Below are 14,522 nucleotides of genomic sequence, written 5' to 3'. Positions count from 1 at the left end.
TGCTTAACCCGAAAGTCTGGCAATAAAAAATTTAACAATACTAATAGTAAATGACTTAGAGATTTACTCGCTATAAAGTAGAGTGGTAGCGCGTGTTTAACCTGAATCATGATAAGTTTACGCATGGAGATGAATTTAGAGCACATCAGATCGTTATACAGTTATTACACAGAGGACACAGCTCAGTGGCCACTTACCAAAATGCTGTACCTTCGGTGATGTCTGGTGCTTCGGGTACACATGAGTTCTCATGCATAGAAAAATACATACGTCCTCTGATGCGCAGTGGATTCAGAACCGAAAACGATGATGCAGCGCAGGTATCCTCTCCTAATAAATCATTTATAGTAACACAGGATATGATAGTGGAGGGAATACACTTCCTCCGCTCTAGCAACCCCAGACTACTGGCGCAAAAGGCATTAAGGGTTAACCTATCCGATATTGCGGCAATGGGGGCCAGGCCGCATGCCTATTTACTTGGCCTTTCGCTACCTCAGGGAATCACTGAAGAGTGGTGGAAACAATTTAGTGAGGGGCTAAAAGAGGATAACGAAACCTACGCCATAGACCTGATTGGTGGTGATACAACATCTAACGGTACAGGTGCAATTACCATAAGCGTCACAGCCATGGGCATCCCAGACACATGTAGTATGACAAGATCTAAAGCACAAATTGGAGATTTACTGTATGTAAGCGGTAATATAGGGGATTCTACTTTAGGATTAATGGCCTACCAGGGCTTAATAGCTGGAGAGTGCGGCTACTTAAAGCGCAGGTACGACTTGCCGGAACCTAGAGTTTCCCTGGGGAGAAAAATATGTGGCATAGCTTCCGCATGTATAGATATCTCAGACGGATTGATTCAAGACATAGAACATATATGCCAGCTGTCCAATGTAGGTGCAATCCTAGAAATGAACAAGGTACCAGTTTCTAACGAAGCCCGTCACGTACTACAACACAATCCCAAATTGGCAGAACGTATCCTAAGCGGAGGAGATGATTATGAGCTAGCCTTCACCGCTGCAGTAGAAAATCGCGAAAAAATCATGCTTATAGCAGCAGATATTAATGTTAAGATTACTGAAATAGGAATAGTGACGGAGCAGCCCGGGGTTAGGGTATACGACAATTATGGCAACATCACGCGCTTTACCGATCGCGGGTACCAACACCGATTTTAGGTCGCGTCAGTGCAGATTCTTTGCCAGTAACGGGACCTCCCCCCGAATCCATCAAGGAAGAAGGCTGTTCTGTAGCTGCCAAGGAAGATCGCATACCAATTAACTCATAATCCAAGGGGGGATAGTGTACGTACACAACCTCAGACATGAGCGATGCAAAAAAACCGGGGCATTCTCCAACGCTATCCAATACCCCCAGAATCGCTTGGGAATTTATTTCGGGGCCGAAAATATCACTTAACGCGGAGATAGAGCATTCTCCCCTCTGAGCAACCAAGTCAGCAATTTCGCAAGCCACCGCAAAAGCAACTACCTGCCTGAGGCTATCGTCGCTTAACTTTGCCAACGAGGTTTTCAGTACCACTAAATGTCGGCCATCTTCGCCTTCAGACATCTTCAACAGCGCTTGAATGGCTTTTGGGATTGAATCACCCAAAAATGGGTCACCGCCCAGTTCCAGCTTGGCTACAATTTCTGCTGCTATTAGAAAGAGCTCACATCCCGAATCAGTGGATGTTATGCCACACAATTCCGCACATCTACTGACCAATTTTACTACATCATCAGCCTTCGCCGTCCCAAATCCTGGAACGACATTAAACCACTTGAGTAAAGATGTATCACAATCTCCGCTGTGAACGAAGCTACACGAAATTGTGAGTAAAATGGCATATACACTTTCAAACAGTGCAGGCAATTGCCTGCATAGATATGGTAGATCCCTTTCGATAGCTCCCTCATTGATTATCGAATCAATCGCCGCATGAGCCCCTTTTTTCTTAATTCTCCTGATCGCTTTATATGTTGCATTTAACGTTCTTATTACCATTGCAACTCTTAGGTTCTTGTCAGTAAGGAATTTCAGGATTACTTCCCGCTTATAGTGCGGACTATCTAAGTCCTTGAAGAACTGTTCGTGCGTACACGTTAGCGCGTATAATGCAGATATAAATTCAAGGGAAGTGCCTTCTGTGCTTGCAGCCTCAGCACCATATGTATCAGAAGACCTCAAAGTGCTATCTAGGAATTTCTTTTCTAATTTTGTAATGGATTCAGATGTTAAAAGTCGTTTAAATGCCCTCTTATGCTCAATAATATCATGCATAAATCTTGCCATTTTGGTACCATTGGGCATCTGCAATGAGGGGCCCTGTGTAAGCCTACTGCATCTTCCCTCACGGTACCTACTTGAGTAACCAGAGGTACCACTTAGAAATGAGCGCGAGTAAAACTCCAGGTAGCTTCTTAGTGCTTCCAATCCCCCAATTTTTCTAGAGCAAACACCAGATTCTATCATCGCTAAAAGTAGATTTTCCGGCGTAACCTCAACTTTTAGTGGGTACACAAGCTTAGCTTGATTTGGTCCACTACGCCTGAACTTTGCCTCTTGCCGCGTTACGTGCATGCCCTGAGGAAATTTTGCACGCAAAACAATTTGAATGCTTCCAGGTGCAGCAGGCCTCGAACGTCGCGAGGCCAACACATCAACCCTGAAAACCCCCTCCCCCAACACGCACAGGATTTCCTGTTGCTTGTTCAAGTAAAACGCCACGCAGGCGTCACTCCTTGGCAGTGCTTGAGACATCACATCGCAGAATTTGCCGCAATAGCTTAGAGTTAAAATTGTGTGGTCGGCAGACTGACCATCACATATTTCACGAATGCCAAATTTGTAAAGTATATCTTTCATTTCAGATAAGCGATTGTCCGCGTCCCCAATCTCCTGTTGAACGGATTGATCGACGCAAGCAGGAAAATCGGCTACGGTAGAGGCAGAGCTATCTGAATTTCGATAACACAAGCGTCCCTCAAGAGGAGCAGTTACCGCCTCCAAGGGCAATCTTGCAGGTTCTGTAGAACCCCGGTCCACTGCTCGAGCTACATGTGCATATGCAAACAATGCACAAAAAACAGTGGTAACGGCTAGCACGATTCTGACTACCAATGCCATTTCTATCCATTGCAGCAAGACAAGAATGCCTACTGTAACCGTCACCAGAGCCGTAGTTTTTAGTACACTAGAGCTACGGCTGCTGTCTGAATCATGTGTAACGACAGCGCTATGCAAGGCAACGCCGCAGCTAAACTGATTGGACATTAACTACTGAACCTGTTTATGCCATGCGTACCACGATAACTGCAGCACAGAAGAACGCACTAACTGGAGCTCTTTCCATACACACTCCACATCAAGCAAAAAACATCCTAGGCCGAAAGCGCACGTACTTGTGCACAGACTTATTGACATGTAACCATACGCAGATTATTGCTGAGCGGGTTCCAAGTCCACCTTTTTCGCAAGAAACGCGCTCGACATGCATAGAGTTGGGTACATTTGGAATTAGAGCAAGCTATATACCGTGCACAGACCAGTTTATCCCTAAGTGCTGATCCCCATAGTCTACCTTAGGGCCTGGCCAACGCATCCACCACCTGGGGCACAATTTAGCTGTCAATATTCAACATAATTCTGCTAATAAACAAAATCACCGAACTGACCACCGACTACTTCTTTACTACGGCCCTAACGGACAAAAATACGGCCCCAGGCTATGTATGTCTTGAGGCCAAAAAACCCCAAGCATGTCACTCATTTCTGGTGAGTAATGAACCCCCGCTACACCCCCTACGCGTTATCTCTCTATACTAGGACCTGGTTGGCTTTCAACGGAAGTGATATCACTAACATAAGTGGGAAGGGTATCGGGAAATCTGAGCATACTACGCCTCGAATTCACCACCACACCACCGGCACTATGACACAGGGTTTCAGGCACTAGAGAGAGAAAGAATGCATCAAGGTTACTGTCTCTGGTTATGCATATATCAATAATTGCATCATTGCGCATCTTCAGTACATCAATAATACCTTCACCGTCTGAAGCACCATAGGAACATTGCCGTGCTGCGATAAACATACTTGAAATATACGCAACAGTAGCTGCAACAAGTGTTTCTAAATCTGGTCGGCTAAGATGCTCAACAGAATCTCTTATGAGGGCCAGCCTCTCGTCCGCAGACATGGAACGCAGTTCCTCAACTCTGTTCTCTACCAGATCTTCGCATAGACCTTCGATATCAGAATTACCACTCCGTCTAGACTGAGCCATTGCCATTGCCATTATGGCAAGACCCACATCCGGATCGCTAGCTATAACACCTTTAACTGCATCATTTAATAAGATTGAACGCTTATCAATGGAGCTACGACCAATACTAGGCATGACCGCATCATGAAATTCTGTAACAGCACATAGCTGAGTCATTACATTTTTGCTGGCATCTTGTAGCCCACTAGATGAGTACAATACCTGGCAAATTGCACGTATGCTTTCAGGTAGTCCTGCGGTTCCAAGCGCCAATTGCGGAAAGCGCTGCGTAAAAGTTGCGTGATCTACAGGCTCATCGGGACTTCGTTCAAGTACATCGAACGCCTCTCTCACAGCGCCAAATACTACCGCAGTTCTCAGATTTGTATCGTGCAACAACATGGTAACTATCTCTTTTTGCAGACTTAAGTCAGTCAAATCCTTAGTGAACTTAGTCTGCGAGTAAGCAAGCATGTGTAGCGCAGCCATAACCGACAATTCTGTACAATTTTTCTCTAATATTTCGTCTGGTATATCGCGCTCTGCCGATACCGCAAACAACTTATCCATAAGCCGCAGGTAGTCATTAACAGACCTTGTAGTAGACCCCAAAACGTACGCAGCGGCGGCAGCAGAGAAAAATATCATAAAAACAGCTTGACAGCCTACACTATCTGCAATAGCTCTGTTGCCCCCACCATTTTCAATATACGCAGCAATTGCATCTTTATGATTACCACCTAACGGGTCGTCAGCATCATGTCCGTAGAATGAGCGCAAGTACTCCTTGAACTTCCGTAACTGAATTTCAGCATAAATGGCGACCATGCCATCTTCACTTAGCATATCTTCGATTTTTCCAAGCAGCATCAGTCCCAGTAGGCCATGTTTGTTGTCAGCTCGGGTTGTAACAGGAATGCGAAATCCTTCCGGAAACGCACTTATAATTTCGGCAAGTTGATCATTAGATGCCGGAGCAACACTTGCTCCCCTCATAAAAAGATTTAGCCACAACACCATGTGTACAACCCCTTTGGGTACAGGAGGTAGGCTCTGCCCTGTGTGCGCAACATCGTAAGAAACAACTTGAAAAAAGCTTTGATGCAGATTGCAATATATCTTTTTGTGGCCTCCTTCACGTGAAGGAACATAGAATTTGACTTCTGGCCTTGTATTGCGTAGCGCATTACCTCCAACATTTGCAATGCTTTCCAGCATTTCTGCTTTAAGCGCGGCATCTGTGTCATCAATATCCTTAACATCAACAGGTTTCAGAGTAATGATCAAGCAATCTCGCGCCATATCACCGTCAATAGCTGCTTCTCCAGCCCTAAATAGGTGTGCAATGTTTTCTGCTCTGGTATGTGGCCGTGCAGAACTTTGAAATTTTACTGAATCATTTGTCATAAACTTATACTCATTCTCAAGAAGCTAAAACATGAAAAGCGCGTATCTCGAAAAATCAGAGAGCCGCGCACCACAAGCGCGAAGCATGTATGTTTTGTGGATTTTTAAATCAGAGCCGATCGCTCATCGCGACTGCATAGAGGTATTTGTCAGCGCACTGGATACCCCTTTACCTGGCTGCAATGTCGCAGCCAAATCACTCTGGTGTACAGGCATATACACTGACACTGCGCAAGGGGAAGTCTCCCTTTCAATTTCGGACTGAACGTGTACATAATTGCTCATGACACTTGGGAAAAATCCTTCCCTTAAAATCTCTCTCCCTTCCGCAAGGAATTTGCTGATGACATCACTGCTACAGGCCTTCACATCATCCGCAAATGACTCTATATCACTCAAAGGTTCGTGTCTCAGAAAGCGGCCCTTTAGTGCATTCATAAAACCCACCATACCACCAGAAAATGGAGTGCCACTTTTAAGGAACTTACTGGAGACTCTACGTGCTACAGAATCTGCAACCAGTTCTTCTATGTGCTCCCTATCCGTTGATAGATAAGCCACAGATTCCCCTATAAGTTGCTCACATTTTGCAACATCAGGAACTTTACCGGACCCTTCGAGGAAACCGTTTATAATATCGTCGTAAAGATCTTCTTTACTCGGTGCGCATGCTTTTTGATCTGCAGAATTTTTAACGCTCTCAATTGCTTTCCTCTTTGCAAGTACCGTAACCGCATTACGTACATGCGAAATCTCGTTTTGATCTAACATATCATCTGCCCTAATGCTCTTTATCATAGAAGGTGTGGGCTCGTCTGAGCTGCCTTCCTGCAAACAATGGGCCTGCGTTACAATACTCAACTGGTTCAGTATATTTGCGTGCAGTCTGTCACCGCCCTCAACATTGATCATGAGTTCACGTAATAGCTCAAAAACACTGGCTAATAACCCGGGAATACACAAACAAATCTGCGGCAACTCTCTGGGAGTAATGCTCTTCACACTTGGTGTTATGCCATGGTCTCTCGCATCTTCCGCAATCTTCAGCATTGAAGTAACCAACGATTCCGCTGTTGCCATGATAAGGGCAAGACCAAACTCATCATCAGAAAGAAATTTGCTGATAATCGCATTTTCATTTCGTGCCGACGCAGTGGGAATATAGTGCGCAGATGAGAGCGCATGTAGCGCACATAGGGTCTCAGCTGGAGTTCCCTGGTCCGCATCACCCTTCTGCTCACCGAGAGTGAGCACACTCTTGATGACAGCATCAAGAAATTCCTTAGCATCTGATTCCGGCATTGCTGCGCACACATCAAGAAACAATTGCACATAATTTGAAACGTCGTTGACAATCCTTGAACCTGCAGGTGAACTGATAAATCTGGTAATTTCTTCTCCTGCAGGAATTAGTGCATCGCCGCGCTCTTCAGAGGATGCGGCAAAATCACTTACGAGCTGTTGTTGCAGTCTTATATACGTGTCAAAGGACCTGCAACCAAGCCGGTCTTCACCTCCACTGTAGCTAATATAGCCATATAGCATCATAAGCATGAATGAATGGTAATCCGCCTTATGTACGGCAGGAAATTTTAAATCTTTAATGTCAAATTCCTGCCCACAAAAAGCTAATGTGCCATCCACTGGCGAAGTTCCACTTCGCATTTTAGGGGCTTGAACGACAATGATAGTGTCTCTCGGAGAGTAGTCGATGCTGTTCATAACAGAACTAATGTGTCTGCTTGGAGGTATGGCGTGTGCCTTCGAAGAAACTCTAAAACTCCGACCATACATCGTGCAAAAAGTTTCTATTCCATAACTAGCACCCTCAACACGTTGCTGATAAAACCTTATTTCACTATTGAAATTTGCAGCACCTACCAGCATTTTCTGTTTTATGGGGTTTGTATCTTGTAGCTTGTCAGGATCGAACTCTGTCAAAACCAACAAAATGCGAAAACTATTAGTGTTATCACTCTCCTTTAGGGCATCCCTGCTGGTAAAACGCTGCGCGTTCATCTTGGATACACTCGCAGCACCTTCTCCATGTAAACGCATTGCATGATCTGAAGGCGTGCTTTGTGCAGCGCTAGTTGAAGATATATCCAAAATGGTGCGCGGTGCTTCATGAGGGGGAATAGAACTCCCTAAAGCTGATGCGGAACCTTGTGGCAAAGCTGTAGTACCAATTCGCTCTGTGAAAGAGGATCCCACAGAATCTGCAGATGAAGCATTCAAGGATAGAGGTTCCATAAGCGCGGAATCACCCAAACTTGAATTAGACGCAGACCTCGACGTACTGGCCGTAGAAGCCCCGTCAGACAAAGTATCCCCTGCTGTAGCATGTGTTGGAAATTCAGGGAATTCCCCACGCGATATATCCTCTTCAGAAGCTAATGCGGCCGTAACGTGACCAGGTGCCTCCGCAAATTTTATCACCGCTGGTTCGGCGTCAGCCTCGTCTGATTTGCTACTCCCTGCAGAAATGGTACTAGACAAATAATCAGCATTCCCTGCAACTTGTTGACGATCTTGAGATGCCGCAGCATCTGTTACTTTTTGAGAAGCAGTTTCAAAGAAGCTTATATGGGAGCAAAATGCATGTTTTCCTAATCCATCACGCAAATTAGCTGAAGCACCAATAACCCTTGGGTTGCACGCCGCAAAATTTTCTGTGAACCCCAACCCTAAAGCAGAAGCTAGGGAAAAGTCGTCATATGTGGCGCTATGCGCGCGATTCGTAAGTAGTTTGACCGTGAAAATGTCAGTATTGCGCGAAATTCCGGTAAGCGCGTCCTTAGAGCACTGCTGCGTGCGACCTAGCATGGAGCTGACTTCAGAAGCGAAAGCATTGGCAATCACCTCCTCTAAGTGCTCATACCGAAGCTCAGATATACACTCCTTAATCCTAGTAGAACACATACGAACACTGAGATCTCGATAGGACGAGCTATCAGGCAATTTAGAAATCACGGCTGCATGATCAGTGCCAGCACCCTGCTCTTGTCTTGCTAGGGCTAAAGCGGCAGTTGAATTCGCAGCCAACAACGCAGATTGCATGTACGCAACGCTATCATTTCCAAGGGGCTCGGAAGTTACAAAATCATGAAGTTTTAGAATTCCCTCTCTCATAAAAGCGGAGGTGACTCCTGGCCCTGTCTCACTAAAACCAGGAATAATGTGCATTTGTGCTTGCATCCCTGGATTGTCTGTAGTACCGCACTGCTTTGCACTCCCCTGGAATCCGAACGCCTCTAATACGATCTTGGCACTTTCAACAACTCCGGGAATGCAAGCACAAATTTGCGAGATTCCAGAGTCTTCCCCACTGCCATACGAAGCAATTACCTCTTGTAAAGCACGGGATACAAGCGCCCTCCTGAAAGCTTGATTACCCAGAAATCCACATACTAGTTCCGTCAAGCCCTGGTTGAGAACTCTGGCGCCGCTCGCGCTGAAAGGCAATGTGCCACCCGAGAAAGTGTATATACTACACATAACTTCTGTAGGGACACCTGTGTTGAACTGCAAGGCCTGCTGATCTACCTGAGAAAGAGCAGATAGTGCGCTAACAAGAAATGCGTGATCTTCCCCGCTGAGCCCTATTGAATCGCCTTTCTGCAAAGCCTCTGAAAAGTTTTCATTATAATACGTAAGATCACTAGCAAAATTCAGACCCACGGGGCTATTCATGAATTCCGGCAGGAATTGCTCTAACTCAGATGTAGGCAACACAGACAACGGCGCTTGTCCCAATGATTGCCGACTGTGGTTGTAAAAATCAAGTATCAATTGGCGTTGCAGCCCTAAGTATCTACTAAAGTACCCCTTTGTCACCTTTTCATTCAATGGTGCAGGTGCAGTAGGCTTGAGAACGTACAGTTTAATATCATTTGCAAACTCACGCGCGCTCGCATCGCTATCTGTCATGCGTAAAGCGCAGTTTTTCCCGGCCACAGTGTATCTAAAAGCTCTATGCATTATGCCGGTTACGGACTCTGGTAGGATACCTGAGAACCGTACGCAAACCCATGCATCTCCTCCAATTGAAGAACTGCCTCTCATTGTTACGCAGCGTCTAGTAATTCCGCTACACTTGAAGAGATGGACGTCACCGTCTTGGGCCTGAGCAAGCATATAGATCTTGTCGCCGCCTATGACCAGAAATTCCGGACTACGTACTGGCTCCGTACCTTGCAACATGCTAAAAACGCGAGGAGCGGCTTCAAATTGGGATACATGAATCCGAGTCGTCTCAACCATAACAAAGCTAAGCAATACATCTTCGAAAAAGTCCTCTCCCGCAGATTCACTACCCCTGCGTACAGCCTGTGGAGAAGGGGGCGACACCGGCTGCTGCTGACTCACCACCGATTCTGTACCCTCTGCACTCACGGGTAGAGTGCTATGAGCGGATTTTTCACTGTGTTGCTGCTCATCTTCCGCAGATTCACTACCCCTGCGTACAGCCTGTGGAGAAGGGGGCGACACCGGCTGCTGCTGACTCACCACCGATTCTGTACCCTCTGCACTCACGGGTAGAGTGCTATGAGCGGATTTTTCACTGTGTTGCGCAGGATACAATGTAACCAAAACATCAAGAAGCTCGCGGGGCACGCTGCCTGCTATGGTAAGACCTTGGACTCCCATCGGACAAAACATACCTTGAACCCTGCCGGAAATTATGGATGCAAGAGGAGGCGTGTAATCTGGATCTATCCCGCGTAAAAATTCAGCGATATACCGATTGACATCTTCAGCAATACACTCAAATGCTATCAGAGAGGGATTCCCCCTCTCATTACCAAGCATGCGCGTAAGCTCGGAAGCAACCGTGTGCGCAACAACTTCATCAAGGTTTTTAATCTTGGGAACATGATCCTCAGCAATTGCAATGCGCCCACGAAGATCCATAGGTATTTTCCGACCTGCATTATACTTCAGCACAGCATCCTTGAAAAAGTCCTCTTTCGTGCGTTTACCCACAAACATTTTTCGGCTATGAGTAGACGCTGCAGATGCAACAAGCAATGGCCTTATATGTCCCGCGTCGGCTGTCTCGTCACAGAGCAGTGAATATTGTGCGTGAGTCTCCACCCAACTGGCAGTTTTATCATTGTGAAACATTCTTCTTGCCGCCACGGCAAAATTACGCATGACAAGCAGCTGGCACACTATGTCCTCATTGGCATCATTACTGGTATTCCCACCTCTCAGACAACATCCCAACACGGCGGTAGTGACGCTCTCTATGAGTCCGGGAATTTTTGTACAAATGAAAGGAATCTTTTTCTCAATCCGTTGCTTCATAGTAGATACAGGCGATTGAGAATCTGCCCACCTCTCTGATCCGAGACCTGAGCCATCTAGCTTGCGCATGACTGCCAACGCTCTGCGCATCACAATAGCTATTAATGCGCTTCTAAAGCCTTGATCAGCTAAAAAGTAACAAACTGCATCCTTAACACACTGCTTCTCCTTATACTCGGGCGGGTTACGTTCAATTAGAGAAGAAAGAGGGACGTCATCAGATAAGAGATACAGCATGCACATGGTCCCTTCCGGCGTCCCTTGGCTTGGAATCCCTTGCCCACCAAAACTATCAATAACGTTCAGTGCACTTTTCAAAAACTCACGGTCTTCCTCAGAAATTCTCCTATGACTTGAATATACGGTATCCTCAAACGCTGTATAATGGTCTAAAATATCGCGCCCAAACCTCGCTCCAGAAGGAGAGTATATAAACTCAGCTATTTGGTCGTCCGACAGCGTAAATACAGGTGCCTCTAGGACCTCAGACGCTAAGCTACGCTGTAGGGCAATATACCTAGCTAGGAGCGCTACCCTAATTTCTACATTTGAGCTCGCATTGGGAAAATTAGGCCCAAACGTCATCCTCTTAATAACGTGTTCAATTTTCCCTCTGTAGCTCAAAGAGAAAGAAAAAGTACTCTCAAATGTCCACAGTCCGCAGTCATAGCCAACATGCATACCCTTAATTTCAATACCCCTATTTCCAAAACGTGGCCGGATAAAGGCCCAATAGGGTGATTTGCGCGCTTGCAATATTTCCTCATCTGTCGCTCCAGGAGGCATAACGCGCATGTCAGTGATCTTAAATGGGTTACCACAACGGTCTAGTACGTAGAGGGTATTTTTGCGTGAAGAAAAAAACATTAGGGAGCGCAATTCCTGCCCGCTATTCCATATATCAAAAACACCTTGGGTACTTGCATTTTGCTTGATGCTAGATCTCTTAACCGGAATAAAGCTGAGTAACACACCACCACAATCTCCATCTGTACAGAGACTAGTAGGGGATACTGACATCTCATGCTCGCGGTCAGTCCTTATTGCACTGCTCTGACTCGTCCCACCTGACCTGCTTAGCGTTGCTTCTGAACTATCTCTGCCAACAGCACGTGTATCAGACCCAGCCGTATCTTGAGGCTGTGAGCTGCCTTGCACTTGCCCAGGTTGATCTGACTCCTCCCGTTGCGGCGTAACAACCCCTTGCTGCAAGTCCTGGCTTATTTCCGGCGCAACCTCCCGCTGCAAATCTCGACTTTCTTCTAGCTCAGATGCTGTAGCTATTGTTCTTTCGGTTGATGCAGCAGTACAAAACTTGACTATACAAACCAAAAATATGATTAGACTAGTAGCAACAACTGGAACAAAGAACTTCCCTAAGCTATCGAAGTACAAGATCGTTAGCGCCAAACAAGCAAGCAAAACGGCAAGTACAGATGCTGTAACAACAGCGGCCAAAACTCTTGTACGCGATGTTGTGGCTACTACATCAGGATTGGCCAAATCACGAGAAGTTCCAGGCTCTGGTAACGGATCATGAGCAGCTGCAGACTCTGGTGATAGATCATGAGCAGCTGCAGACTCTGGTGACGGATCATGAGTAGCTGCAGGTTCGGGTGACAGATCATCAACGGGAATAGTAGAAGAATCACTTGCAGAGTCAGTTTTATTAAGATGGGGTAAACTTTGGGAAGAGTCGTCTGGCATATATTTCACAATAAATAAACACAATAAAACGGCGCTGTGTCCTTGCGGGAACGAGCGCAGCACATAGTTGCATAGCGGTACATGAGGATATGTAGCGACGAAACGTTTTTAGGAAAGATCCAGAAATTTTATGCGCTTATAATAACATATACTATGTAACGTAAATACATTAACTATTTATCATGAAATATCCAAAATTGCAAGTATGCACATAACTATTTACACTCTGATTTTCTAGGGAGAGCTGTAAAAACTAGATGATGGATTTATACGGCAATAGAACGCGGTTCACAGGGAATAGGGCTGTTACTTTATAATGGTATGTAAGTAACGCTAGATGAAAAAAATGAACGCATGGAAAAACATATACCGCGCGCATACACTAAACAAAGGACAAAAAAACCCATGCAACGCAGTAGTGAATAAGAATGGATGGAAATATCCAAATATTGAATAATTACATATAGAGGCAAGCCACGAAGCGCGGCTATCTCGTCTCGAGAATGTGGTAACTCATACACAGCTACCAGATTTTACCTCGATCACTTGTCCCGAACGTTGTAACAAAGAAGATTTGCGAATCCGGGTGAAAGTTGTGATGCCCCATACAAATGGGCATTCGGCATGTTGCTGGGACTCCCTCTCCTATATACCACAAAAACGGCGATAACCCGGTAGTCCTACACCACCTCCATATGGCCGTACTCTTCTGCTGCAGGCATGGCTTTGGATTCTGAAACCAAAGTATCGGGCACGGGTTCCGTGCCAGAAAGAGGATCGATCTCTTCATCTTTCGGAGTAGTATCCACGGCTATGCTGACCTCGTACACCTGCGCACCCGCATTTTCAGTGCCCCGATGGTTCGTCACCAACATCAACAGTGGAGGTAAGCTCGATAATAAAAAAACCGCAGTAGCCGCTATGAGACAATACACAGCATGCCCGACGGCAGCATAAAGTATTGCGTAAGTAAGCGCACTAAAACAAAGTGCGCAAAGCAAAACAGAACCACACGACACAGAATCGGTTTTGCTATTTGTTATTGCGCAACGATCCTCATCGTATTGAAAATGCACACGATAATCCTCACCATTGAAATCAAAACAACTGGGATCGGTGAGCGCTTTAAGAGGTAAGGCAACGAGCACAAAGGCGAGCAACGCGGACAACATGATCTCCAAGAAGATCATCCCCCCAGAAGCGGCACGCGCAGTACTCACAAAGCCATACACCAGAACACAGAACGTTGCGCTGGTTAAGAAGACCAGCATAAGGGTATCAATGTCGCGAAACAAAGCAGCCCTCTCCACATAAGAAACAGCCCCTATTCCATTCCTTGAAGGCCATCCCTTAACCTCCCCCGGAGACGTATCACCTATAGAAGCTTGGCCCTTCTTTTCCTCTTGATCAGAGGGTTGTGGAGCTATATTTTCCTTACTTACTCTTTCCACTTATAACCACACATTACTAAGTTAAAGTACAGCAGTGCCCGTGTCCCAACCTGTTTTACAAGACAAAAGCCCACTCAACATCTGGAAGATAACTTAAAGCTAGGCATTAAGTTTCCGGCACATCTACGTTGACGAAACAAACAGGCAACTCTCTCCCTTATCCCTCTCATACTTCTCCAGAAGCACAAGAAGCAAGAGCATTCCTAAAAAGAAATTCAACTAAAGCAGTATATAAGATTTATTGATTAAAGTAAAGTGTGGGTGCGCCGCCATGCCCACCCAAAGGTAGCAGCAAAACAAGTTGCGGGCCGCCACATGACCAAGTGCATATACTGCGGTTTTTGTCAGGAGGCTTGTCCAGTTGATGC

The 14,522-nt window shown here is 45.8% G+C and carries 6 protein-coding genes; 2 read left to right on the top strand and 4 right to left on the bottom strand.

Annotated features, from left to right (window positions below):
• Nucleotides 1-92 precede the first annotated feature (92 nt).
• On the top strand, nt 93-1,190 hold the full coding sequence (gene thiL / locus OC187_RS01125; protein ID WP_262998068.1) for a thiamine-phosphate kinase: 1,098 nt from the start codon (nt 93-95) through the stop codon (nt 1,188-1,190).
• Here thiL and OC187_RS01120 read toward each other — a convergent pair.
• The 4 genes from OC187_RS01120 to OC187_RS01105 all read right to left on the bottom strand — a co-directional run bounded on the left by OC187_RS01120 (nt 1,159) and on the right by OC187_RS01105 (nt 14,154).
• On the bottom strand, nt 1,159-3,288 hold the full coding sequence (locus OC187_RS01120) for a hypothetical protein (protein ID WP_262998069.1): 2,130 nt from the start codon (nt 3,286-3,288) through the stop codon (nt 1,159-1,161). The genes thiL and OC187_RS01120 overlap by 32 nt on opposite strands.
• 535 nt (nt 3,289-3,823) lie before the next feature.
• On the bottom strand, nt 3,824-5,686 hold the full coding sequence (locus tag OC187_RS01115; protein WP_262998070.1) for a hypothetical protein: 1,863 nt from the start codon (nt 5,684-5,686) through the stop codon (nt 3,824-3,826).
• Nucleotides 5,687-5,809: 123 nt separating this feature from the next.
• Nucleotides 5,810-12,712 carry a hypothetical protein gene (locus OC187_RS01110; protein WP_263008502.1) on the bottom strand — a complete coding sequence of 2,301 codons (6,903 nt, stop codon included), beginning with the start codon at nt 12,710-12,712 and terminating at the stop codon, nt 5,810-5,812.
• A 671-nt stretch (nt 12,713-13,383) separates the two neighbouring features.
• Nucleotides 13,384-14,154: a hypothetical protein gene (locus tag OC187_RS01105; protein WP_262998072.1), complete on the bottom strand. Its 771-nt coding sequence runs from the start codon at nt 14,152-14,154 to the stop codon at nt 13,384-13,386.
• A gap of 315 nt (nt 14,155-14,469) precedes the next feature.
• On the opposite strand from OC187_RS01105, the gene OC187_RS04535 reads away from it, so the two are divergent.
• A partial coding sequence (locus tag OC187_RS04535) for a 4Fe-4S binding protein (protein ID WP_396124692.1) occupies nt 14,470-14,522 on the top strand: 53 nt, incomplete at its 3' end.

It is taken from the genome of Anaplasma capra, from assembly GCF_025628805.1.
Taxonomy (GTDB): Bacteria; Pseudomonadota; Alphaproteobacteria; order Rickettsiales; family Anaplasmataceae; genus Anaplasma; species Anaplasma capra.
The sequence above is the reverse complement of the archived record's forward strand: the minus strand, read 5'-3'. Positions and strand labels throughout refer to the sequence as shown.

Bases quoted from the DNA above. Each gene is read 5' to 3' on its own strand.
- OC187_RS01120 (WP_262998069.1), bottom strand. From the start codon at position 3,288: ATGTCCAATCAGTTTAGCTGCGGCGTTGCCTTGCATAGCGCTGTCGTT.
- OC187_RS01115 (WP_262998070.1), bottom strand. From the start codon at position 5,686: ATGACAAATGATTCAGTAAAATTTCAAAGTTCTGCACGGCCACATACC.